Here is a 22,630-nt window from a genome sequence, read left to right on the forward strand (position 1 = left end):
CCACGTGAAGAGTTCCTCATTGGTTTAGGCTCAGGACATCTTTTATAGCCTACACTATAGACGTTCGCAAGATGTTGCGGTGATATTTATGCTGAAAACGTTGGCTCTGTGGCTACTACGCGGTTACCAAGTGATGATCAGCCCTGTGTTGGGCCAAACCTGCCGTTTCAGCCCAACCTGCTCGAATTATTCCATGCAGGCCATTGAACGCTTCGGGGTTTTCAAAGGCGCCTATCTGACCGCCGCCCGTCTTCTGCGCTGCCATCCCTTCCACCCCGGCGGGCATGACCCCGTGCCGGAAAAATGCAGCCACCACTCCCACTCCTGAACCCATGGAAGCGCCATGACCGACACCCTGACCCTGACCCGCCCAGACGACTGGCATATCCATTTCCGGGATGGCGCCGCCATGCGGAGTGTGATTACCGATACGGCCCGTGTTTTCTGCCGTGCCATCGTGATGCCGAACCTGAAACCGCCGGTGGTCACCGTGGCCGAGGCCGAGGCGTATCGGCAACGGCTGACCGATGCGACGGCTGGCAGCGCCTTCCAGCCCCTGATGACCCTGTACCTCACGGATAATACCCGTGCCGATGAAATATTACGTGCGAAAGCCAGCGGCTTCGTGCATGCCGTGAAATACTACCCTGCCGGCGCCACCACCAATTCCGATTCCGGTGTGACCGACCTGGCCAGGGCCGCAGAGGCCATCGCAGCGATGGAAGCCTGCGGCATGCCGCTGCTCCTGCATGGAGAAGTCACCCATTCCGAAATCGATATTTTCGACCGGGAAGCGGTATTCATCGAACGGCATCTGGCGCCGTTGCTGCGGAACTATCCGCGCCTAAAAGTGGTTCTGGAACACATCACCACACGACAGGCGGCCGAATTCGTTGCAGCGGCCCCGGCCAATGTCGCAGCCACCATCACCGCACATCATCTCCTGTATAACCGCAACGCCATGTTCCAGGGCGGAATCCGGCCGCATATGTACTGCCTGCCAGTACTCAAGCGCGAACCCCACCGGTTGGCGCTGGTGGCGGCCGCGGTTTCCGGCAGTCCGAAATTCTTCCTCGGCACCGATAGCGCACCGCATGCCACCGGCAGCAAGGAGTCGTCCTGCGGTTGTGCCGGAATCTATAGCGCGCATGCGGCCATCGAACTGTATGCAGAGGCATTCGAGGATGCCGGTGCGCTCGACCAGCTGGAGTCCTTTGCCAGCTTTCATGGTGCCGATTTCTATGGACTACCGCGCAACACCGACCGTATCACGCTGAAACGCGAAAGCTGGATAGTGCCCGCGCAGCTTGCCATGGGAGATGAGATGCTGACGCCGCTGCGCGCGGGTGAAAGCCTGCGCTGGAAAGTCGTTTAAGCCGGATCAGCGGAACTGGCGGACGGCACGCCATGCATCCCAGGCATAGGCGGGGGTCAGCGAGGTCGGATTTCCGGCGCGCATGGTACGCAACCGCCGGCGGACAAACCGCCGCTGTGCTTCCCGGTAAGGATTGCCGGCATTGCCTTCCGGCAAAAGTGCCAGCAATTCCGAGAGCCAATCCTCCCGCAATGCCTCGGTTGCTGCATTGAGTGCCTGATGCCGCGCCAGCAGATGCATCGGCACCATGGCGCGATCAAATGCCTGCAGGCCGCCGGGCAGCCGCATCATCAGCAGGTGGACCCCGATCACGGCAGCGTCGGTTTCGGCGGCGCCGCCAAAAAGCGCTGATTCGCAGGCAGCCACAGCCCCCGTATAGGGCTGCAGTTGCTGCATCAGCAATGCACTGGAGCCTGAGCGCAGCGGAACCCGCGTCGCCAAGGCCAGCATCGGCTCGGCAATGGCGGCGAAGGGCGCAGCGTGTTCCTGCAGCGGCATGGTCAGTGGATGACGCGCCTGGCCGTGGGACATCCGTTGCAGTTCATCAGCCCACCAGAGGGATTTGGGTCCGCGTACAGCCTCCTGCTCGATGCTAAACACACACTCCTGGAGCTCGCAGAACAAGGCCGCCCAAGCCGCAGCCTGCAGCTTTTGGGAAGCCGGCAATAATACCTGCAACACCATCTGCTCCGGCCATAGAGCCTGCCATTTGGCGGTAAAGCTGCGCAAGGAGTCGGTATCGGACATCAGCGGCTGCGCAGTAATCCGCGTGTGATCAACTCCAGCGGAGTTTCCGCCAGTTCATCGGCCCGCCAGAGCAGCGGATCGTCATCATCCGGACGATAACCCCACAAGGCAGCAATCGAACGCATACCGGCGGCATTGGCGGCCTGCACGTCGCGCTCGTCATCGCCGACATACACCACCCGCTCCGGCATGACCCCAAGAACCGCACACGCATGCAGCAATTGGTCCGGATCGGGCTTCTTGCGAGGCAGGCTATCGCCGCCAAGCAGGATGGCCGTGCGTTGCGACCAGCCGAGCTTTTCAACCAGCGGTTCGGCCAGGTAATACGGTTTGTTGGTGACGATGCCCCAACGCGAGGGCTGCGTTTCGATATTTGCCAACACTTCCGCGACGCCGTCGAACAGACGGCTGTGGGCGGCGAGCGCACGTTCATAATGCGCAAGGAATTCGGGCAACAGCGCTTCGCGCTGCTGTTCGTCGGCATTGGCAAAGCTGCATTTCAGCATGGCGCGTGCGCCCTTGGAAACCACTGGCCGGAATACCGTGAAGTCGACCGCAGGCTCGCCTTTTTCCGCCAAAAGCATCTGCATGGCTGCATGCAGGTCGCGGGCGCTGTCCAATAGCGTGCCGTCCAGATCGAACAGAACCAGCGGAGCAATCGATTCAGACATCGGGCCGACGCGCCGTCATCAGATAGTTGACCGCGGTATTGCTTCCGATTGAAGCCCTGCGCGTGATCGGATTGTAATGCAGGCCGCTGACATCTTCGAGCTGGAATCCGCTCTGACGCAGGGCTGCCGCCAACTCGGACGGCTTGATGAAGCTGCGGTAATCGTGAGTGCCTTTCGGCAGCAGCCGCGCCAGGTATTCGGCGCCGACTACAGCCAACGCGAATGCCGCCGGTGTACGGTTGATGGTGGACAGAAACAGACGCCCCCCCGGTTTCAGGACATCGAAACAGGCCTGCAGGATGGCTTGCGGGTCAGGAACGTGCTCGAGCATTTCCATGCAGGTGACCGCATCGAAGCCGGCCGGCTGTTCGGCGGCCATCGCTTCGGCGGAAATCACGCGGTAATCCGCCTGCAGGCCCGATTCCAGCAGATGCAAGCGGGCGATGTCGATCAATTGCTCTGACAGATCGATACCAGTGACCTGGCCACCCTCCGCGGCCATGGCTTCGGTCAGCAATCCACCGCCACAGCCGACATCGAGCACGCGCCGGCCGGAAAGCGGCTGAAATCCGAGCACATAGGCCAGACGGACCGGGTTCAGTTCATGCAAGGGCCGTTGCGGACCATTGGCATCCCACCAGCGGCTGGCGAGTGCACCGAACTTTTCGATTTCATGGGGATGGACGTTGCCGTTCATGTACGTGGTATCTCCCGGATAGTCTGTTGCCAGCGGCGGGTACCGGCCAACAGGCGCTCAACATCAATGTCCTGCAGTTCGCACTTGAGCATTTTGGCACGGCCGGCGATCCAGACGTCGCTAACCCAATGTCGCGCCCCGGCATAGACCAGCTGGGAAACCACATCGTACACCGGAGCGGCTTCAATCCGGTCCAGATCGATGGCGATGATATCAGCTTGCTTGCCCGGCTCCAGCGAACCGATGTGCTGCTCGAGGCCCATAGCGCGCGCACCGGCTAAAGTGGCGGCATGCAGAGCCTCGGCGGCCTTGAACACGGTGGCATCGCCGGAAACCGCTTTGGCCAGAAGTGCGGCCGTGCGCAGCTCATCAAACATGTCCAAATCGTTATTGCTGGCGCAGCCGTCGGTGCCGATGGCCAGATTGACACCCGCTGCCTGCAATGCGCCGACCGGACAAAAACCCGATGCCAGCTTGAGGTTCGATTGCGGACAATGCACCACCGATACGCCACGGGCGGCGCACAAAGCAATTTCCTCCGGCGTCAGCTGGGTCATGTGCACGGCGGTCAGACGCTCATTGACCAGGCCGAGCCGGTCCAGACGCGCGAGCGGACGCTGGCCGTACTGGTTCAGCGCCTCGGTGATTTCCTGGGCGGTTTCATGGATATGGCAATGCACCGGCAGATCCAGCTGTTCGGCATAACGGCGGATCCGCTCGAAGCTGGCATCACACACGGTATAGGGCGCATGCGGGGTCATGCTGAAGCTGAGCAAGGGATGCGATCGGTACTGGTCATGCACGGCCAGGCCCTTGTCGAAATATTCGTCCTGGCTTGCGGCCCAGGCTGACGGGAAATCGATGACCGGTATGCTGATGGCAGCACGGAAGCCTAGGCGATCGTAGGTGCGCGCCTGGGCATCGGGAAAGAAGTAGTTTTCGTTGCAACAGGTGGTGCCGCCGCGGATCATTTCCGCCACGGCCAATTCGATGCCATCACTGATGAAATCCGGTGTCATCACCGCACGTTCGATCGGCCAGATGTGCTCGTTGAGCCAGGGCATCAGCGCCAGATCATCGGCGACACCGCGCATCAGGCTCATCGGATTATGGGTATGGGCATTGATCAAGCCCGGCATCAGCACCGAGCCCGGGCGCTGCACATGCGCGTCCGGTGCATAGCGGGCACGGGCTTCATCAATCGGAAGTATTGCAGTGATGCGGTCGCCATCGATGACCAGCGCATGCGCCTCCAGCACGAGGCCGGCCGGCTGCACGGGAATGATCCAACCGGCCTCGATCAGCCAATCACAGGGCTGCCGTGCTTCGGACATCGCTTATTTCACGCGGCTGAAGTATTCGCCGGAGCGGGTATCGACCTTGATGATTTCATCCTGCGCCACGAACAGCGGCACGCGCACGGTCGCACCGGTTTCCAGCTTGGCCGGCTTGCCACCACCGCCGGAAGTATCGCCGCGGACGCCCGGATCGGTTTCCACGATTTTGAGTTCGACGAAGTTCGGCGGCTGAACGGCAATCGGTTGGCCGTTCCAGAGCGTGACCACGCAGTCTTCTTCGCCTTTCAGCCATTTCCAGGAATCGCCCATGGCGTTTTTATCGGCCTGCACCTGCTCGAAGGTTTCCTGCTGCATGAAGTGCCAGTATTCGCCGTCGGCATACAGGAACTGCATGTCGGTATCCATGACATCAGCGGCTTCGAGGTTGTCGGTGGCTTTCATGGTCATTTCGACCACACGTCCGGATTTGATGCTGCGGTATTTAACGCGGGTAAAGGCCTGGCCTTTGCCCGGTTTCACGTATTCGGTTTCGGTAATGACGCATGGGTCGTTGTTGACCAGAATCTTCATGCCGTTCTTCACATCATTCATGCCGTAAGTGGCCATTGCCTACTCCTGAAATTCACCGGCGGTCCGGCCGCAGGTTACAATACCGTATTGAAAACACGGCCTTTCCGGCCGTTCCAGCCTCCTATGATACCCGTCAAACCCCTCCCCGCTCAAATCACGAACTGGCAGCAGCTGTGGCGTGACAGCCTGCGCGACCCGCTGGAACTGCTGGAAATGCTCGGTTTGACCGACTTTTCGAACCGGATTTCGGCTCAGGCCGGGAATGCCTTTGCCTTTCGGGTTCCACGCGGTTTCGCCGCCAAAATGCGCCATGGCGACATTCACGACCCGCTGCTGCGGCAGGTTCTACCGCTCACCGAGGAAGAACAGCTGACGCCCGGCTTTGCCATCGATGCCGTCGGTGATCTGATGGCCCGCGGCGCGACCGGGGTATTGCATAAGTACAAGGGCCGCGCACTTCTGGTCACAACCGGTTCGTGTGCCGTGAATTGCCGGTACTGTTTCCGACGCCACTTCCCCTATGCCGATGAAACGGCCGCGGCGGGTCAATGGCGGGAAGCCGTCGAGTACCTGCGCGCCGATGCCAGCATCCATGAAGTCATCCTGTCCGGCGGCGATCCATTGTCATTGACGACCCCCAAGCTGGCGCTACTGACCGACGCCCTGAAGACCCTGCCACAGCTCAAACGTCTGCGCCTGCATACGCGTTTGCCGGTGGTATTGCCGGAACGCGTCGATGCCGAACTGTTGAAATGGCTGTCCGAGCTGCCCTGGCCGGTGACCATGGTCATCCATGCCAATCATGGCAACGAGCTTGGGTCGGATGTCGGCGATGCTCTGCTGCAGCTACGGCAAACCGGAACGACTCTGCTCAACCAATCGGTGCTACTGGCCGGCGTCAATGACAATGCCAATGTCCTGCAGTCCCTGTCGGAGGCATTGCATCAGCATGGCGTGCTTCCCTACTACCTGCATCAGCTGGACCGCGTGCAAGGTGCCGGGCATTTTTCCGTGCCGGATGCCGATGCTATCGCCCTGCACCGCGAGCTGATGGCTGCCCTGCCCGGCTATCTGGTTCCGAAACTGGTCCGGGAAATGGCCGGAGAGCCGAACAAATCCCCGCTATACGAGTCTGCAATAGTTTTTTGACATGACTTATCAAAAGTCATGATGGCATTCGTATATCAAAACCTGAATCAGCATCCGACTTTATGTCGCCGCGGTTGACCCGGATGAATGTCGATTTCAGTACCTGAAAAAAAACCGCCATCCGGCGGTTTTTTTCAGGATACTTCAGGAACCTCAGCGCGATACGGCGGATCCACTATTGCGCAGAGCCTCAATACGGACTTCCAGCGGCGGATGGGTCATCATCAGCGCGCCGATACCCGACTTCAGCCCACCGGAAATCCCGAACGCGGCAATCTGGGTCGGCAGGCTGCTTTGGCCGTGGTTCTGGGCCAGACGCTGCAGTGCGGCAATCATCTTTTCCTTGCCGGCCAGGCTGGCACCACCGGTATCAGCGCGGAATTCGCGCTGACGGCTGAACCAGGCGGTGATGAAGGAAGCGAACAGACCAAACACCATATCGAGTACGAAAACGACCATGTAATAACCGAAGCCTGCGCCATCGCGGTTACCGAACACCACCGAATCGACTACGCGGCCGACCAAACGCGACAACACGATCACGAAGGTGTTCATCACACCCTGCAACAGAGCCATGGTCACCATATCACCGTTGGCAACGTGACTGACCTCATGACCGAGCACAGCTTCGGCTTCGTCGCGGCTCATCGAGCGCAGCAAGCCGGTGGACACCGCCACCAGGGAATTGTTGCGGCTCGGACCGGTGGCGAAAGCATTGATTTCCGGGGCATCATAGATGCCGACTTCCGGCATCTTGATGCCGGCCTTCTCGGATTGGCGGCGCACGGTGGAGACCAGCCACTGTTCGAGCTCGTTCTGCGGATTTTCAATCAGGTGCATGCCGGTCATGCGTTTGGCCATCCACTTCGAAATCAGCAGTGAGAACAGTGAGCCGCCGAAACCGAAGATGAGGGCAAACACCAGCAAGGTGCCATTGTTGCCAAGATTGATACCGAAGCTCTGCAGCACGCTCAGGACGATACTGAGCAGGGCCAGCACGGCCATATTGGTGGCGAGGAACAATGCAATGCGTTTGAACATGGAAAACCCCTTTCAGCTTGGTCAGTGTTGCGTGATAATGAATTGTAGCCAGTTTTCCGGATTTCAAGTGAATTTTCCGTGACCCGTCCCTTTCACTACCGTGGTCGTTTTGCTCCCTCCCCGACCGGGCCGCTGCATCTGGGTTCTCTGACGGCCGCATTAGCCAGCTACCTGATGGCGAAAAGCCAGCATGGGCAATGGCTTATCCGCATCGAAGACATCGACCCACCGCGGGAAATCGCCGGCATGGCGGACAAACAATTGCAGTCCCTGGCCGGTTTCGGACTGCTTCCGGATGAACCGGTGCTGTATCAATCCACACGCAGCCCATATTACGAGGCTGCGCTTGCAAAGCTGCTGAGGGAAGACAAAGCGTTTTTCTGCAGCTGTTCGCGCACCCAGCTTGCCGAACAGGACGGCATCCATCGTCGATGCGTTGCCGCAACCGCCTCAGAGCGCGCTGCCATCCGTCTCCGCGTCGATCACCGGACGATTGCATTCACCGACGGCGTCTATGGTCGGCAATACCAGAACCTGGCCGATGTCATCGGAGACTTCGTGCTGAAACGTGCCGATGGGTATTTTGCCTACCAACTGGCAGTGGTGCTGGATGATGCCGCTCAGGGCGTCACCCACGTGGTACGCGGAGCCGACCTGCTATCCTCCACACCCCGGCAGATATTCCTGCAGCAGCAGCTTGGCGTGCCGACGCCGGTCTATTGCCACATCGGTCTGGTGCGGGATTCGGATGGCCGGAAATTGAGCAAATCCCAATGGGCAGCGGATCTCGACGACCAAGACCGTTTTGCCGCCTTCAGCTTGGCCTACCGGCATCTGGGTCAGGATGACCGGATCTTGCAACGGAATCTGGGGGCCGCGGCAAACCTCGAACAGGCTGTGCAGCATTTTGATGCATCCCTGCTGCCGGCGCTTACAGCTCCCGAACCAGCCGGAAGCCCAGACGTGGATTAGTGTGATCGGCGGCCATCCCCATTCGGAACGAGCTCCGTGACTGATCGATGGCGCTCAACCAAGCACTGCCGCGGATGACACGGTGGCTGCAACCGGCGTTGACCCATGCTTCGCCATTGGCAGGCGCGCGCCGGTAGTTCTCATGCCAGCAATCGGTAACCCACTCGGAAACATTGCCGAGCATGTCGAAGGTGCCCCAGCCCTCGCTGGAATAGCGGCGAACCGGTGCGAGTGCCCAATAACCATCACTGTAGCCCTGGATGGCGTTGCGCCAGTTGCGGCCATTCGGAAAAAGATCACCGCTGCCGGTCAGGTTGCCTTTCCCGAGCTGTTTGGGTTTATCCCCCCAGGGGTATACGCTTTGGGTGCCGGCCCGAAGTACGTACTCCCACTCTGCCTCGTTGGGTAACCGGTAGTGGTGACCGGAGCGTCGACTCAACCACGCCGCGTAGGCTTGGGCATCGGCAAACGCCACATGCACCACTGGATAATCACCCCGTGCCGGCTTGCCGATATGGTCGAGACGCCAGTTGACTCCCGGCGCACGGATGAGACGGCCACTGGCCATGTCGAATATCTCGCTGCTGCCGGAACGATCCGCCTGGGTCTTGTACCCGCTGCTGGCAATGAATTCGGCAAACGCATCCACCGTGATTTCAGCGCGGGTCATGGCAAAGCTGCGTCGGAACACTACCGGATGCGCCGGTTTTTCAGTTGCGGGAGCCTTCCGGTCTTTTCCGCCAGCGCCCAGCATGAAACGTCCCGATGGAATGACGATCAACTCCGGGCCATATTGACCGCGGGCAAGCCGATCCGCAAAAATCTGGCCGGGCTGCATACCCTCAGCTCCGTATTTTGCGGCAATCGGGGCGGTCGACACAGGATTCTTTTCAGCACAAGCCGTCAATGCCAAAACGATTCCGATGGGAATCAGGCACTTCATCGATGCGGGCAGGCGTGGACTCATGAAATGTCTGTGCAATCAGGGCAATGGCAAGTTAAGCTACCTTATCCCAAGATGCAAGAAACCGCTATGATCTGGCTGGACAACCCATCCGATTTAACCCGCTTTTTACAAACCCATGCCGATGCCCGCCTAATTGGCATGGATACCGAATTCATCCGCGAACGCACCTATTATCCGCAACTGGCCTTGGTCCAAATCGTCGTCGGCAATGACATCGCCCTGATCGATGCTAGCAAACCCGCCGTGGCCTTGCTGCTGAAACCCTTGCTGGAAAACCCGGACGTCCTGAAAGTCATGCACTCCTGCAGCGAGGATCTGCAGGCGTTCAAGGCCGGTTGCGGCGCGGTACCGACACCTGTATTCGACACCCAGACCGCAGCCGCCCTGTGCGGATTCGGTGCGAGCCTGAGCTATCTGAAATTGGTCGAACAGCTTTGCGGCGTGACGCTGGAGAAAGGTGAAACCCGCTCCGACTGGCTGCAACGGCCGTTAACGGATTCCCAGAAACATTATGCCGCTGATGACGTCCGTTATATCCTGCCCATGCACGAGCATCTGGCCGAACGCCTGCAGCTGCTGCAACGCCGGGAGTGGCTGGATGCCGACTGCGCACGCGCAGCCGCCGCAGCGGCCGATGAACAGCCGGAAGCCAATCCGCATCTTTCGATCCGCAGTAACCAACCGCTGGATGCCGAGGCGCAATGGCGCCTCCGCCGCATCCTGCAATGGCGGGATGCCCGTGCCATCGAGCGCAACAAACCGAAACGCTGGATCATCGACAATGACGCCGCGTTCGCGCTGGCGCGCACCCAACCGGCGTCAATCGAAGACATCGATGCCATCTTCGCGCGTTATCCCAAGTCGCCAAAAAGCGCACGCCAGCATCTGTTCGCCCTGCTGCAGAAACCGTTCGATGACGAAGAACGCCGCGCACCGCTGGCGCGCGAGCCTGATGCCGCCAGCAAAGCCCGTCTGAAAGCCCTACAACAGGCAGTTTTGTCCAAAGCCCAGACACTGGAAGTTCCCGAGGGTCTGCTGTGCTCGCGCAAACATCTGGAATACCTGTTGGAAACCGGTGTTTGGCCGGCCGCATTGCAGGGCTGGCGCCAGACATTGTTGGCCGATTCGTTTAATCCCATTCTTGCATCGGCTTGAAGCACGCACCATGTTGGATTAGCATAATGACACGGGTCTGTAGCTCAGCTGGGAGAGCGCGTCGTTCGCAATGACGAGGTCAGGAGTTCGATCCTCCTCAGATCCACCACACTCCGAAAGCCGCTGATGGGCGGCTTTTCGTTTTCAGAATCCCGGAGTTTCGATCAGGGGCTCCAGATTCGCATCCAATGCGATGCGGTCATCGAATACGAAACAGCGGCCTTGATAGTGCTTGCCGCCCATTTTCTCGAAATAACCAAGAATGCCACCTTCCAACTGATAACAGTCCGGGAAGCCATCGGTCTGCATGCGTAATACCGATTTCTCGCAACGGATGCCGCCGGTACAGAAACTGACTACGGTTTTACCAGCCAAAACTTCCTTTCTGGATTCGATCGCTTCCGGCAGCTCGGTGAATTTGGCAATCGGAAACGTCAGTGCGCCTTCGAACGTCCCATAAACGACCTCTTCGGCATTGCGGGTGTCGAGCAATACCACTTCGCGCCCGGCATCATCGTGCCCCCTGTCCAGCCATTGCGCCAAGGTTTCCGGAGTCACGCTGGGCGCGCGCGCGTTTTCGGGAGCCAATCGCTCATCACGGTAGGTAATGATTTCCCGTTTGCGCTTGACCCGCAGACGCTTGAACGGAACGAAGCCGTTCCGGCTGAACTTCACCGTGATGCCGTCAAAACGGGGGTCGGACTGCAGCTCGGCCAGGAATCCGTAGATGCCCGAATCGGTGCCGGCCAGAAAAATATTGATGCCTTCCGGCGAAACCAGCACCGTGCCCTTGAGCTCATGACGCAGGCAGGATTCCTTGACCCGCACGGCCACCGCATCGGCATCGGTGATGGCCACGAACCGGTAGGATGCGATATTGAGGATGTCCTGCATGGGGCTATTTTACTATGCGGCCATAGCTTGGGGCGCTCACTGTGCCTTAAAACCGATGCCGCACGCGCTTGAACGGCACATCGTCACCATCGCCATTCTCGCCAGGCGACGCTTCGAATTCGCGGGCATAGCGATGCCCCGCATAAACGGCATGTACGATCAGACCCGGCGCCAGGGCATCACCGATGCACTGTACTTGGCCGATACCGGCGTCCGCCCATTCGTCTTCGCGTGCCAGCAAGTCCTGATGCAGGCCGTCATTCGGCAGACGCATGCTGACCGCCACCAGCGCTGCGGCTGGAAGCGTCAGGCGATCGTCCGACCAAACGCAATCCAGCCAGACCCGCTGACCATCGAACCCGCCCAAAGTCTTGCCGGTGTGCAGGTGCACGCCCAGCTTGCGCAGGCGCTTCTGGATGTGCCGGTAATCGAGGGTGTTGGTGGTCCAGCCAGCGATGGTGTCTTCGCTGCTGACGACGTGAACTTCAAGATTTTTGGCCACCAAAAGTTCAGCCAACACGCTGGCCAGATAGAAGTTATCGTCGTCGTACAGCACGACCGGACCGGCTTGGGGCAAACGGCCCGCCATCAGATCGTCCGGCGTGAACACCCCCGGCAGCTCATGGCCCTTGAACGCCTCGGTAAGGCTGCGACCGATTCCGGTGCGCACCCAATGCGCGCCCGTCGCCAGCACTACGGCATCAGCACCGATATCCAGCACGTCCTGGGCGCTCAAGGCATTGCCACGGAAAACCGATACATTGGACATCGGCTCAATACGACCGACCCGCCAATCACGCACGCGCCGCCATTCCGCCAAGCCGGGCAACGCCGATTCCTTCAGCACGCGGCCGCCGAGCTGCTCGGAGGCCTCGGCCAGCATCACTTCATAGCCACGCTGACCGAGTGCGCGCGTGGCTTCCAAGCCGGCCGGACCGGCACCGACCACCAAGATCCGCTTTTCCGATTTCTTGGCCGGAATCGTTTCCGGATGCCAGCCCTTGCGCCATTCTTCGCCCATGCTTGGATTCTGGGTGCAGCGGATCGGGGTGATGGTCATGTCGCCGGACACGCAGATGTTGCAGCCGATGCATTCGCGGATGGCGTCGATGGCACCGGTTTCGATTTTGCGCGGCAGGAACGGATCGGCAATGGACGGACGGGCCGCCCCGATCATGTCGAGCGCGCCTGCGCGCACCAGCCGCACCATGGTGTCGGGTGAAGTGAAACGGCCAACGCCGACCACCGGCCTGTTGGTAATCTGCTTGACCCAGGAGGTGAAGGGCTGTTGATAGCCTTCCGCACCAAAACGCGAGCTCAGCGAATCGTTGTACCAGGCGGCGACATTGACATCCCAGATGTCCGGCAGATCGGCCAGATGATGCACGATTTCCTTGGCTTCGGCGGTGTGCACGCCCTCCTCGCCCAGGAATTCCTCAGTCGCAAAACGCAAAGCCACGGCGCAGGTATCCCCGACCGCGTCTTTGGTGTCCTGTAACACTTCGCGCAGAAGCCGGATGCGGTTTTCCAGCGAGCCGCCGTAATCATCCGTGCGCTGGTTGCGGCGCCGTTGCAGGAAATGCATGGCCAATGAAAGATCATGCGCGGCGTAGACGTAGATGATGTCGAATCCGGCGCGCTTGGCGCGCAACGCGGCATTTTTATGCCAGCGCCGGTACTCGCGGATATCGTGCAGAGTCATCGCACGAGCCTGCAGCGGGTAGCCGTACTTCAGGGGCGTGTGCATCGGTGAAATCGGTACTTCCCGGCTGTACAGATTGGATGCGGTATAGCCGTTATGGGTGAGTTCCACCGCCGATAACGCGCCATGGGCCTTGACCTTTTCGCACATCAGCGCCAACGCCGGAATATCGCCCTCGTCCCACAGCCGCGCTTCCACGTAAGGCGTGACGTCGCCGCTCGGATGGATCTCGCACTCCTCGGTACTGACCACCGCCCATCCGCCCTGGGCTTTGATTTCGCGCATGGCGGCATGGGCTTCCGGCATCTGATGGCCCATGCCGTTGCAATGCGGGACCTGGTAGAAGCGGTTGCGGGCGGTGACCGGGCCGATTTGTACCGGCTCGAACAGGATGTCATAACGGGGATCACGGCTCATAAAGAATCTTTACATATGGAAATGGGTGATGACATGCCAAACCGGCACAATCGCCAGCAAGGGCAAGCTCAAGAGCGCCTTGCGCGCTTGGCCACGGCTGAAATAATAGACCGGCAATGCGCTTGCCAGCAGGAAAAAGCCCCACAACACGGCATCTTTTCCGGCACCGAGCAAAGCCCAAAGGGCATACGCACAGGCGCATGCGGCCGCCATCAGGAATCCAGTCATCGGACGCTTCAGGAGTAATTCGCCACGTCTGTAAAGCAGCAAGGCGCCGGCGGCCGAGAGCAAATACATGACCAGAATCGCGGAGGTGGAAATCAGCAATAAAAACGTGAAAATTTCCACCATGCCTTTTCCTGCGTTCAATAGCACCACAGCGCTCAACAAAACGCCGGTCAGCAACAAGGCCGGCACCGGGGTATCGCGTTTAGAACGACGCGCCAACCACGCCGGAAAGGCTCCGGCGCGTGCCATCTGGCCGGGCAATTCGCCCTGTAAAAGAATCCAGCCGTTGAGTGCACCCAAGGCGCTGATGGCGGCAAACGCAGCAATCCAATCGCCCCAATCGGCACCCCAGTAGCGGGCAATTAAATCAGCCAATGGCGCACTGGACAGCGCCAACGCTTTTGCCGGAATCAGCACAATCACCACGGTGCAGATCGACACATACACCAGGGCGGTGATCAAGGTGCCCCAGAATGTGGCCAGCGGGATGATGCGTTGCGGATCCTGGATCTTTTCGCTGGCCACAGCCGCCGATTCCAGCCCCAGGAACGCCCACAGGGTGAGCACGGCACTGGCATTGACCGCATCCCAACTGAATGCCACGGCGGGTGCGCCGGCATTGGCATCAATCATGCGGCCTTGTCCAAGCAGGATCAGTCCCAGCACAATCACCGCCAGCAGCGGCAGCAGTTTCAGTACCGTCGTAATGATCTGAACACTTCCGGATTCGCGTGCACCGAGCATATTGATGATGGTGAACAGCCAGATGAAACCGAGGGTTACGCCGATTGAGGCACCGGGCGTGTTGCTGATCCAGGGCAGCACATGCGAAAGATAACTGACTGCGGCAATGGCAACCGCGGCATTGCCTACCCATACCGCCACCCAATAGCCCCAAGCCACCACGAAGCCGGTTCGGTTGCCGAACGCCATTTGCACATACGCGTAAGCAGGCTTACCGGGAAAGGCGCGCGCAAGACCGGCAAATACCGTGGCGAGCAGCAAGCTGCCGGCAGCCGTGAACAACCAGCCATACAAACTATTCAAACCATATGGAGCCAGCGATGCCGGCAGCAGAAACACCCCGGAGCCGATCATATTGCCCATCACCAGCGCCAGACACATCCAGAACCCGAGCTGCCGGCCCCGGTTCATTGTGCTGCGCCGTCATAGCGGATGCCGTCTTTCATGACCCAAACCGGCTTGGCGGTACAGCGGATGTCGGCAATGGGATTGCAGGCCAAGGCAACCAGATCGGCCTGTTTTCCCGGCGCGATGGATCCCAGTGTTTTTTCACGGCGAAGCAAACGGGCTGACTGGATAGTAGCCGATTGCAGGGCCTGCATCGGTGTCATGCCGTAGCGGACCATGTACGGGAACTGCCTGGCATTATCGCCGTGCGGGTAGACTCCGGCATCGGTGCCGTAGGCGATATTGACACCGGCGGCAACCGCTTTGCGGAAACCCCGACGCTGGATTTCAGTCGTATCCAAATTTTTCTGTAGCGATTCCGCGCTCCAACCTTGAGCGCGGCCGACGGTGTCGATGTAATCGCCGTTATAGATGTCCATCACCAACCAGGTGCCATATTGTTTGGCCAAGGCGATGCCTTCGTCATCAATCAGTGAGGCATGTTCGACCGAACGGGCACCGCCCCGGATGGCGTTCTTAATGCCCTGGGCGCCATGCGCATGGCCGGTAAGGTCATGGCCTCGGACAGAAGCCGTTTCCACCGCAGCACGTACCTCGGACTCACTGTATTCGGACTGGTTGACGTCAGTGCCGTCGGTGAGGACGGCGCCGGTGACAATCATCTTGATCCAATCCACGCCCTGGTCAAGCACATGTCCAGTTTTCCAACGGATCTCTGCTTCGCCCTGGGCCACAGCTTCGCGCATGCGTGGCGGAATGCGTGCGGCATCGACCAGGCCGGAAACCTCCCCGCCACCGCCGGGAACCGTGACATATGCCCCGGCCGTGAACATGCGTGGCCCCGGCACCCAATCCTTGGCAATCGCATCGCGTAAGCTCACATCGACGAAACCGTTATAGCTGCCGACATCCCGCACCGTGGTGAAACCGGCCCGCAGGGTTTTTCGGGCATTGGCGGCGCCGGACAGCGCGTCTTCCTCCGGCTTGGCTTTCAGATAAGCCTCGACATTGAAATTCAGAATATCGCCGGCCAGATGGGTATGCATGTCCATGAAACCCGGCGTCACGGTATAGGCCGACCAATCCAGTTCACGCACAGCGGCACGTCGGCTGCAGTAGGGCTGCACCGAAACGATGCGGCCATCTTCGACCAGAACGGCTTGGTCCTGCAAAACCTGCCCGGCATCGACATCGATCAGCGTGCCGGCACGGATCAGCACGGCTTCGGCCTGTACGGTCTGAAGCGGCAGTACCAGCAGAAGCGAGGCAAGGACCCGGGCGGCTGTCGGTGGTAAACGGCATAGAACAACAGACATGGGCAGGGCTCGCTCGGCTTGAGTCGGACGGCACATGCCACCAATACTCGTAATCTATGCTAACAGACCGACGCCCTGCCGAAAATCCGCTGCACAGCAATTCCGAACAGCGCCTGCCGCAGCGGCGTTATAATGCGTGCAGGTCCCCGTAGCTCAGCTGGATAGAGCGTACCCCTCCTAAGGGTAAGGCCACTGGTTCGACTCCAGTCGGGGACGCCAAAATCTTTTTCTAAAGTGCCGCCTGCTGATGCATGGCAAGACGCTTAGGTCAAAAACGGTTAGCCCAGGCGCTGCGGCAGCGCGGAGCTGCGTGCGTTTCGGGCTATCAAGGTCGCCTGCAGCACCGAATCACTGCACCAGAGCGCCAGCGACATGCGCGCACGGGTGGCGGCGGTGTACAGCAGCTGCCGGGACAACACGGCATTATCGGCATCGGGCGGCAGCAGCACCGCCACATGGCCGTATTCCGAGCCCTGGCTTTTGTGGATGGTAATGGCAAAGGCACCCTCATGCGGCGGCAGTGCATCCGGCGCAAACGCGCGTGGACCTTGATCTTCCTCCGTTGCGGACGCGCCTTCAAACCAGACCTGTAAATCACCAGCGCCATCGCGCAAACAGATGCCGATATCGCCGTTGAACAAACCGCTGGCGGCATCGTTGTGCGTCATCATCACCGTCCTGCCGGGATACCAGGCCCCGACCGCACTGTCTGCTGCGTGCTGACGGAACAGGGCTTCAAGCCGGGCATTGACCTGTTCGGCACCGAATGGTCCCTCACGCAGCGCGCACAGCAATTGCCGGCCACGCACCGCGTGCAGCACTTTCGGCAGATGTTCCGGAGACACCGGCGCAAAGATGCCGGCGTCCCGCCATTCGGAAAACAGCTGCTGGTGCCACTGCTGGACGCAGGCGTGCAGCTGCGGCAGCGTGACGCAGGTCTGACGCTGCACGCGTGAGCCGGCCGCGTCACATGCCTGCACGAATGCCTCCGGATTGCCATCACGCAAGGCGGCATTGACAGGAACCAGTGCCTGATCGGCACGAAAGCTGTGTTGCAAGCGGACCACGTCACCGGCGGCGGAAGCTTCCAGGGCGCGGACCAGATCCAGAAAGACCGAACCGGTGCCGACCGGCGGGAGTTGCTCGGCATCACCGACAAATACCAGAACCGCAGATGGCGCCAGCGCATCCAACAGAACACGGAGCAATGGCAAATCCAACATCGAGGCTTCATCAATCAGGACCACATCCGCCCCGATTGGATTGCCGGCATGATGCACGAAACCGCGTTGTTGGCCGCGGCTACCCAAGAGCCGATGCACGGTCATGGCCTCGGCCTGCAGTGCCGGTGCTAGCCATTGTGGCCACGGGGAGCTCCTGAAATCGGCACGATCCTGCAAATCCTTGCTGCTATCGCGCAGGGCATCGCCCAGACGACGGGCCGCCTTGCCGGTCGGTGCCGCCAGCCGGATGACCGGCAAGCGTGCGTGCTGCGCATGATGTTCGCGGATCAATGCCAACAGCATCCGCAGGACCGTGGTGGTCTTTCCGGTACCGGGTCCGCCGGTCAAGACAAAAAGACGGCGACCGAGCACCTGCATGACCGCTTGCGTTTGCGGGCGCACGGCTTCGGTATCGGAGGCCTCGAACAGGGCCTGCAGATCATTCGCTTCACAGGGCATGCGCAGCACTTCGACATGACTTCGGCGTGCGCGCAGATCGGCCGCGACGGCGATTTCATGCAACGCGTTCCGGCGCAGATAGAAGTGATTGAACTGCAGCACAAAGGGCGTGTCAGCCGCTTCATCACCGGCCAGCGCCGTCACCATCGGTTCGGCCGCCAATGCTGAGAGCTCTTCGACGCTCAAGGCGCGCAGGCCATGCCGCGAGGGCGTCTCCGGCTCGAGCCACAAGGCACTGTCGCCCTGCGCTTCGGCGTAACTGGCCCAGCCGGCGACTTCGGCCAATAGGCGTGAACCGCCATGGGAAAGCACCCATCGGGCCACCGCGGCATCCAGCGCACGCCACGGCTCGGCACCGGGCAGATTGGGCAGGGTCCGGAAATGAAAGTGGGTGGTGCTCGTCATAGCCCCTGCTCCACGGCCACGCCGGCCAGAACGTTCTGAATGTCGGTCATCAAGGCATCACTGAAGCGGTGTTGCCAGATGCCGGCGGCAGCGTCCAGTCCGACGGCACGGATGAATAGGTAGTAACACGCGCCGAGATGCCGCGCCCGTGCATAATCGGCAATGCGCTGGGCGAGATAACGATCGACGGCTACGGCATACAAGAGTGCCTGGAATCGGTAGTGATGCGCGTCCATCGCTTGGTGCAGGGCCTGCGGGGCGTAATCCGACAGACAGGGGCCGAGTCGGTTGCTCTTGTAATCGAGGATGTGGAAGCGGCCGTCATGGCGGAAAACCAAATCGATTTTTCCGTTCATCAGACCGGCCAGGCGTCGTGAGGATACCGGCACCAGATCCGGTTCCCCATGGGCCACGCAGACCTCGCGCAGCTTGCCGATATCGGCATTGTCCAACACATAGTTGAACTCCATTTCGGCACGCAGCTCGGAGGCCGGCAAAGCACCCAGCTGTGGACCCTCAGGACCCAAGGGCGTGTCGAGCACCGTCTGCAGCCGATCGGCCAGCACCTGCACCAGACGCTCCGGATTGTCCTCGCGGGAATGCACATTGTGTTCGGCAAGACAGCGGACCATCAGGGCTTTCTGATCCTGCAGGCGCTGCAAGGGTTCCCGGTGTTCGAAAATAGCATGCACGGCATTGCCGAAATCGGTACCGGCGACTGACATCAATGCCGATAACTCCGGATGCGGCGGTTCGGGTAATGTCATCGCCGCATCAGTGGCGTAAGCCGTATCCTCGGAAATCTCCGTACGCTCATCGGATGCCGCCGCGTCCTCAATCAGCACGGACGCCCCGGTTTTGGTCAAGGTACTGAAGCTGTGCTTGGAAGGCAGCGGTCCCAGCGGCGACTCCGGCAACGGGCGGGCACTGCGCAAGGCCGTGTCGATGCCGTCGTCAGCCTTTGCCGATAAGGCCTGCCGCGGTTGCCAGTCATCATGCCAGGCGATATTGGCGGTGGCATCGATCTCGGCGCGCCAGTCCGGGCGCTCCTGCAGACGCGTCAAACTCACATCCAGGGCGCTACGGGCGCTTCCGGAAAGCGGTTTGGAGCTGCGTGCAGCGCTGCCCCGTTCCGGCGGCAGCACAAAGACATGACAGGCGTGGATGGCCCGCGTCATGGCGACATACAGCAGCCGGAAGCGTTCCTCCTGCAAATCTTGCAGTGCCATGCGCTTGGCGGAATCACCGATTTGCCACAGACGCATGCCTTCAGTGTCATCACCGGCCTGAAACAGCCCGGACTCACGTCCCTCGCCGTGTGCCCACATCAAGGGCAGGAACACAATCGGAAACTCCAGGCCCTTGCTGGCATGCAGGGTCATCAGATGCACGCGTGCGGCGTCCGATTCAATCCGCAATTGCCGATTTTCGGCGGCATCTTCCGCGTCGTCGCCGCCGTCTTCACGCTGCGCGGAAAACCAGACCAGCAACTCTTCGGGCCCGTTGCAGTCTTCCATCTGGGTTTGCAGCAACTCACCGAGATGACGTAAGTCGGTCAAGCTTCGCTCACCGCCGACACAGGCCAGCTGGACCGGCGCAATGCGCGCAATCAGGGCATCGACCACGGCCTGGATGCCCCGCTGCTGCCAGAGAACCTGCCACTGATGGAACACCCGCACGGCCGTCTGCCAACGCGCGGCCTCGGCATTCAAGGCCGCAATGGCGGCAAAGGAGGCGCCCCACAGGCGGGTCGCCATGGCCGCCCGCAACGCGCCGGGATTATCGGCATGCGCGACGGCATACAGGATGATCTGCAAGTCGCGCGCCGAATCACTGGCGAACACGCTATTACGGGTCGTGCTGACACAGGGCACGCCACGGCTCTGCAGCAGATCGCGCAACTGGCTGACCTGATGGTGCGCGGGCAGCAGCACGGCAATATCAGCCGGTTGTAAGGGTCGATTGCCAATGGCGTGAATGCCGGATTGCAGCATGTGCTGAATTTGGTTGGCACAGTCGGTCAAAGCCAGCTGCGTGCGCGCCGCTGCCGAGCCTGTGGCCGGATCCGCCGCAGCATGGAACTGCAAAGGCCGTTCGCACATCACGCCGTCAATGGTGTACGGCGCGTCATCTTTGCGGTCGCTGGCGTTGACAGCATGGTAGTGTACGCCCCCGGCATCCTGCTGCGCGCTCAAGGCCTCACCGCTCAATCCATACCAGGCATTGACCGCCGCCACATAATTGCGCGATGAACGGCGATTGGTATCCAGACTGATTTTTCCCGCATCCGGAACATCCAAGGCGGCGCGTTGATAGGCACGGATATCGCCGCCACGGAAGCGGTAAATGGCTTGTTTTGGATCACCGATCATCACCAGATGACCTCGATGGGCGTCATCCGACTCCCGGTAAATGGCATCGAGAATGCCGTATTGGATGCCATCGGTATCCTGGAATTCATCCACCAGCGCCACCGGCCAGGCCGCATGCAGCGTATCGGCCAAAGCCCTTCCGGCATCGCCGTGCAGGGCGGCATGCACATCGGTCAGCAAGGCATCGAAACTGCGTTGACTGCGTGCCGCCAAACGGGTCTTGGCTTGGATGGTGGCCCAGTCGGCCACCGCCTTCCAGAAACGCAGAACCTTGAAATACAGCACGCCGCTTTCCGCAACCGATACGGCAAAGTCCGCCGCAATGGGCAGGCGCGGATCCTCTTTGCAGCCTTTCAGAACGCCGGTGAGTGCGGGCGCGTTAATGAGCACGCTCTCGAAATCCGAATCCATGTTTTCATGTGCTTCCCGGTCTTCCAGGAGGTTGGCCAAACGCTCGAAGGCTTTACCCAGCTTGGCCGTCTTGCCAAAGCATGCCACGACATCGCGTAATTCCTGGGCGCGCGCCTTAGGCAACAGACAGTCCAGTTCCGCATCATCAAAGCCGCGGATCGCGCTGCCCGGCATCAGCAGCTGACCGAGAATACGTTTCAGCGTTTCCGCACCGGGCTGCACACCGGCGCTGCGCTGCAAACGGATCAGCGCATCCTGATCGGCGTCGCCCTGCAACAGCCGGCGTTGCAGATCTTTGGCCAATTCGGCATGCAGGGCCGCACCGCTGATCAATTCGCCGCCGTTGAATAGCGACCCGGAAGCAAACGGATGATCGGACAAAATACGCTGGCACAATCCATGCAGGGTGGTAATCGGCGCCATGTCGAGCTCGGCCAGCGCCACCTGCAGGCGCTGGCCATCGGATTTCTGCAACTCCGGCGACTGCTGCCACCGGGTCTGCAACCATTGTTCATCCAGAACATCGGCTTTCGAAGTAAACGCGCTGCGGCCGGAGGCAAAGGCGAGCGCCCACAGCAGGCGTGCGCGCAGACGTTCGCGTAATTCCTCCGCGGCGGGATTAGTGAACGTGGTCACCACGATCTGGCGCGGCGTCATGCCGTGCTCCAACAGCAGGCGCAGATACAGCACGCTGATGGTCCAGGTTTTACCGGTACCGGCACTGGCCTCCAAGAGGCTGCGGCGCCCCGGGGACAAGTCCAACGCGCGCCAATCGCGGGACGTGCTTATGGCTGCACATCCATGAAGGTTTCGACTCCGGCTTTACCAAACATATCATCAGCGACATCGGCAAGTGATTTCATCATTTTGCATAAGTCAGTTTCACTGTATTTGTTTTGTAATGCTTTAACGGCGGTCAGCATCGGGGTCATGTAGTCATCCTCCCGCTCAACACCATTTTTCCTGATATCCATGATGGCGAACGTCAGCACTGACTGGGCGAACGCAATATTCAATTCTTGCTTGGTAATTTCTTTGCTGTTTTTTTGGTCAGCCATGGCATTTCTCCCATTAAAATGAAGTCAATTGGTCAATTGTTAATTGATTGCCGTTTCGATAAGTCTTTGCGCTGTTCTGCCAAACTATTCTTGCAATTGAATGATGCCTTTCAAATCCCGGGCAAACTCCCACAAGGCCCGATACGCGATGGGATCGGCTTCAAAGTCGATGTTGCCCGCCAGCAATCTATTGTAGCCCTGACCATAGGCATGTTCACCGCCGCCGTTATGGTCAGAATGCCAGATCTTCTGCGCTTTGCCGGGATTCGTTTTCTCGGTATCCTGGGCAGCCGCCCAACTGGTTCGCGCAAAATACAGCGATGGCTGGATTTCAGCCTGATGCCAATGCTG

General features: G+C 60.0%; 20 protein-coding genes and 2 tRNA genes. 7 read left to right on the forward strand and 15 right to left on the reverse strand.

The window, feature by feature from the left end; genetic code table 11:
- Positions 1–88 precede the first annotated feature (88 nt).
- Positions 89–328, forward strand: coding sequence for a membrane protein insertion efficiency factor YidD (gene yidD, locus ACIQ0Q_RS01255; RefSeq protein ID WP_395771130.1), 240 nt, complete (start codon positions 89–91; stop codon positions 326–328).
- Between the two features lie 15 nt (positions 329–343).
- Positions 344–1,375 carry a dihydroorotase gene (pyrC, locus tag ACIQ0Q_RS01260; RefSeq protein ID WP_395771131.1) on the forward strand — a complete coding sequence of 344 codons (1,032 nt, stop codon included), beginning with the start codon at positions 344–346 and terminating at the stop codon, positions 1,373–1,375.
- Between the two features lie 6 nt (positions 1,376–1,381).
- Here pyrC and ACIQ0Q_RS01265 read toward each other — a convergent pair whose 3' ends face one another.
- Genes ACIQ0Q_RS01265 through efp form a run of 5 tightly spaced genes read right to left on the reverse strand, consistent with a single transcriptional unit; the run spans position 1,382 to position 5,394 of the window.
- A complete protein-coding gene (locus tag ACIQ0Q_RS01265; RefSeq protein ID WP_395771132.1) occupies positions 1,382–2,122 on the reverse strand; it encodes a hypothetical protein in 741 nt (246 codons plus the stop codon).
- Positions 2,122–2,793: a phosphoglycolate phosphatase gene (gph, locus tag ACIQ0Q_RS01270; protein ID WP_395771133.1), complete on the reverse strand. Its 672-nt coding sequence runs from the start codon at positions 2,791–2,793 to the stop codon at positions 2,122–2,124. The genes ACIQ0Q_RS01265 and gph overlap by 1 nt, the downstream gene beginning before the upstream one ends.
- Positions 2,786–3,490: a bifunctional 2-polyprenyl-6-hydroxyphenol methylase/3-demethylubiquinol 3-O-methyltransferase UbiG gene (ubiG, locus tag ACIQ0Q_RS01275; protein WP_395771134.1), complete on the reverse strand. Its 705-nt coding sequence runs from the start codon at positions 3,488–3,490 to the stop codon at positions 2,786–2,788. The genes gph and ubiG overlap by 8 nt, the downstream gene beginning before the upstream one ends.
- Positions 3,487–4,824, reverse strand: coding sequence for a TRZ/ATZ family hydrolase (locus ACIQ0Q_RS01280; RefSeq protein WP_395771135.1), 1,338 nt, complete (start codon positions 4,822–4,824; stop codon positions 3,487–3,489). The genes ubiG and ACIQ0Q_RS01280 overlap by 4 nt, the downstream gene beginning before the upstream one ends.
- A gap of 3 nt (positions 4,825–4,827) precedes the next feature.
- Positions 4,828–5,394, reverse strand: coding sequence for an elongation factor P (efp, locus tag ACIQ0Q_RS01285; protein WP_395771136.1), 567 nt, complete (start codon positions 5,392–5,394; stop codon positions 4,828–4,830).
- Positions 5,395–5,481: 87 nt separating this feature from the next.
- Between efp and epmB the strand changes: the two genes are divergently transcribed.
- Positions 5,482–6,507 carry an EF-P beta-lysylation protein EpmB gene (epmB, locus tag ACIQ0Q_RS01290; protein ID WP_395771137.1) on the forward strand — a complete coding sequence of 342 codons (1,026 nt, stop codon included), beginning with the start codon at positions 5,482–5,484 and terminating at the stop codon, positions 6,505–6,507.
- A gap of 153 nt (positions 6,508–6,660) precedes the next feature.
- Here the strand turns inward: epmB and htpX are convergent, their stop codons facing one another.
- A complete protein-coding gene (htpX, locus tag ACIQ0Q_RS01295) occupies positions 6,661–7,548 on the reverse strand; it encodes a protease HtpX (protein WP_395771138.1) in 888 nt (295 codons plus the stop codon).
- A gap of 78 nt (positions 7,549–7,626) precedes the next feature.
- On the opposite strand from htpX, the gene gluQRS reads away from it, so the two are divergent.
- Positions 7,627–8,520, forward strand: a complete 894-nt coding sequence (gluQRS, locus tag ACIQ0Q_RS01300) for a tRNA glutamyl-Q(34) synthetase GluQRS (protein WP_395771139.1) — start codon at positions 7,627–7,629, stop codon at positions 8,518–8,520.
- Here the strand turns inward: gluQRS and ACIQ0Q_RS01305 are convergent.
- Positions 8,480–9,487: a formylglycine-generating enzyme family protein gene (locus tag ACIQ0Q_RS01305; RefSeq protein WP_395771140.1), complete on the reverse strand. Its 1,008-nt coding sequence runs from the start codon at positions 9,485–9,487 to the stop codon at positions 8,480–8,482. The genes gluQRS and ACIQ0Q_RS01305 overlap by 41 nt on opposite strands.
- A gap of 66 nt (positions 9,488–9,553) precedes the next feature.
- On the opposite strand from ACIQ0Q_RS01305, the gene rnd reads away from it, so the two are divergent.
- Positions 9,554–10,642, forward strand: a complete 1,089-nt coding sequence (rnd, locus tag ACIQ0Q_RS01310; RefSeq protein WP_395771141.1) for a ribonuclease D — start codon at positions 9,554–9,556, stop codon at positions 10,640–10,642.
- Between the two features lie 33 nt (positions 10,643–10,675).
- Positions 10,676–10,751: transfer RNA gene (locus ACIQ0Q_RS01315), tRNA-Ala, on the forward strand.
- A gap of 35 nt (positions 10,752–10,786) precedes the next feature.
- Here the strand turns inward: ACIQ0Q_RS01315 and ACIQ0Q_RS01320 are convergent.
- From ACIQ0Q_RS01320 to ACIQ0Q_RS01335, 4 genes are read right to left on the reverse strand one after another with little or no spacing between them, the layout of a single operon-like run.
- A complete protein-coding gene (locus tag ACIQ0Q_RS01320) occupies positions 10,787–11,536 on the reverse strand; it encodes a sulfurtransferase (protein WP_395771142.1) in 750 nt (249 codons plus the stop codon).
- Positions 11,537–11,582: 46 nt separating this feature from the next.
- On the reverse strand, positions 11,583–13,655 hold the full coding sequence (locus ACIQ0Q_RS01325; RefSeq protein WP_395771143.1) for an FAD-dependent oxidoreductase: 2,073 nt from the start codon (positions 13,653–13,655) through the stop codon (positions 11,583–11,585).
- A 9-nt stretch (positions 13,656–13,664) separates the two neighbouring features.
- Positions 13,665–15,038, reverse strand: coding sequence for an amino acid permease (locus ACIQ0Q_RS01330; protein WP_395771144.1), 1,374 nt, complete (start codon positions 15,036–15,038; stop codon positions 13,665–13,667).
- Positions 15,035–16,351, reverse strand: coding sequence for an amidohydrolase family protein (locus ACIQ0Q_RS01335; RefSeq protein WP_395771145.1), 1,317 nt, complete (start codon positions 16,349–16,351; stop codon positions 15,035–15,037). Before ACIQ0Q_RS01335 ends, ACIQ0Q_RS01330 begins: the two co-directional genes overlap by 4 nt.
- A gap of 142 nt (positions 16,352–16,493) precedes the next feature.
- On the opposite strand from ACIQ0Q_RS01335, the gene ACIQ0Q_RS01340 reads away from it, so the two are divergent.
- Positions 16,494–16,570, forward strand: a tRNA-Arg gene (locus ACIQ0Q_RS01340).
- A 59-nt stretch (positions 16,571–16,629) separates the two neighbouring features.
- Here the strand turns inward: ACIQ0Q_RS01340 and recD are convergent.
- The 4 genes from recD to ACIQ0Q_RS01360 all read right to left on the reverse strand — a co-directional run.
- Complete coding sequence (gene recD, locus ACIQ0Q_RS01345) at positions 16,630–18,438, reverse strand: exodeoxyribonuclease V subunit alpha (RefSeq protein ID WP_395771146.1); 1,809 nt, start codon at positions 18,436–18,438, stop codon at positions 16,630–16,632.
- Positions 18,435–21,977, reverse strand: a complete 3,543-nt coding sequence (locus tag ACIQ0Q_RS01350) for a UvrD-helicase domain-containing protein (RefSeq protein ID WP_395771147.1) — start codon at positions 21,975–21,977, stop codon at positions 18,435–18,437. The genes recD and ACIQ0Q_RS01350 overlap by 4 nt, the downstream gene beginning before the upstream one ends.
- Positions 21,978–22,006: 29 nt before the next feature.
- Entirely contained in the window at positions 22,007–22,279 is a 273-nt protein-coding gene (locus tag ACIQ0Q_RS01355; RefSeq protein WP_395771148.1) for a hypothetical protein, read from the reverse strand.
- 84 nt (positions 22,280–22,363) lie between these two features.
- A partial coding sequence (locus ACIQ0Q_RS01360) for a hypothetical protein (RefSeq protein ID WP_395771149.1) occupies positions 22,364–22,630 on the reverse strand: 267 nt, incomplete at its 5' end.

The organism is Arenimonas sp. (genome assembly GCF_044348765.1).
Classification (GTDB): Bacteria; Pseudomonadota; Gammaproteobacteria; order Xanthomonadales; family Xanthomonadaceae; genus Arenimonas.

What these genes read in the sequence shown, in the direction of transcription:
- ACIQ0Q_RS01320 (WP_395771142.1), bottom strand. Translation starts at nt 11,536, where the DNA reads ATGCAGGACATCCTCAATATCGCATCCTACCGGTTCGTGGCCATCACC.
- yidD (WP_395771130.1), top strand. Translation starts at nt 89, where the DNA reads ATGCTGAAAACGTTGGCTCTGTGGCTACTACGCGGTTACCAAGTGATG.
- ACIQ0Q_RS01305 (WP_395771140.1), bottom strand. Translation starts at nt 9,487, where the DNA reads ATGAGTCCACGCCTGCCCGCATCGATGAAGTGCCTGATTCCCATCGGA.
- efp (WP_395771136.1), bottom strand. Translation starts at nt 5,394, where the DNA reads ATGGCCACTTACGGCATGAATGATGTGAAGAACGGCATGAAGATTCTG.
- gph (WP_395771133.1), bottom strand. Translation starts at nt 2,793, where the DNA reads ATGTCTGAATCGATTGCTCCGCTGGTTCTGTTCGATCTGGACGGCACG.
- ACIQ0Q_RS01325 (WP_395771143.1), bottom strand. Translation starts at nt 13,655, where the DNA reads ATGAGCCGTGATCCCCGTTATGACATCCTGTTCGAGCCGGTACAAATC.
- ubiG (WP_395771134.1), bottom strand. Translation starts at nt 3,490, where the DNA reads ATGAACGGCAACGTCCATCCCCATGAAATCGAAAAGTTCGGTGCACTC.
- ACIQ0Q_RS01330 (WP_395771144.1), bottom strand. Translation starts at nt 15,038, where the DNA reads ATGAACCGGGGCCGGCAGCTCGGGTTCTGGATGTGTCTGGCGCTGGTG.
- recD (WP_395771146.1), bottom strand. Translation starts at nt 18,438, where the DNA reads ATGACGAGCACCACCCACTTTCATTTCCGGACCCTGCCCAATCTGCCC.
- ACIQ0Q_RS01280 (WP_395771135.1), bottom strand. Translation starts at nt 4,824, where the DNA reads ATGTCCGAAGCACGGCAGCCCTGTGATTGGCTGATCGAGGCCGGTTGG.
- htpX (WP_395771138.1), bottom strand. Translation starts at nt 7,548, where the DNA reads ATGTTCAAACGCATTGCATTGTTCCTCGCCACCAATATGGCCGTGCTG.
- pyrC (WP_395771131.1), top strand. Translation starts at nt 344, where the DNA reads ATGACCGACACCCTGACCCTGACCCGCCCAGACGACTGGCATATCCAT.
- ACIQ0Q_RS01265 (WP_395771132.1), bottom strand. Translation starts at nt 2,122, where the DNA reads ATGTCCGATACCGACTCCTTGCGCAGCTTTACCGCCAAATGGCAGGCT.
- ACIQ0Q_RS01355 (WP_395771148.1), bottom strand. Translation starts at nt 22,279, where the DNA reads ATGGCTGACCAAAAAAACAGCAAAGAAATTACCAAGCAAGAATTGAAT.
- epmB (WP_395771137.1), top strand. Translation starts at nt 5,482, where the DNA reads ATGATACCCGTCAAACCCCTCCCCGCTCAAATCACGAACTGGCAGCAG.
- rnd (WP_395771141.1), top strand. Translation starts at nt 9,554, where the DNA reads ATGATCTGGCTGGACAACCCATCCGATTTAACCCGCTTTTTACAAACC.
- ACIQ0Q_RS01335 (WP_395771145.1), bottom strand. Translation starts at nt 16,351, where the DNA reads ATGTCTGTTGTTCTATGCCGTTTACCACCGACAGCCGCCCGGGTCCTT.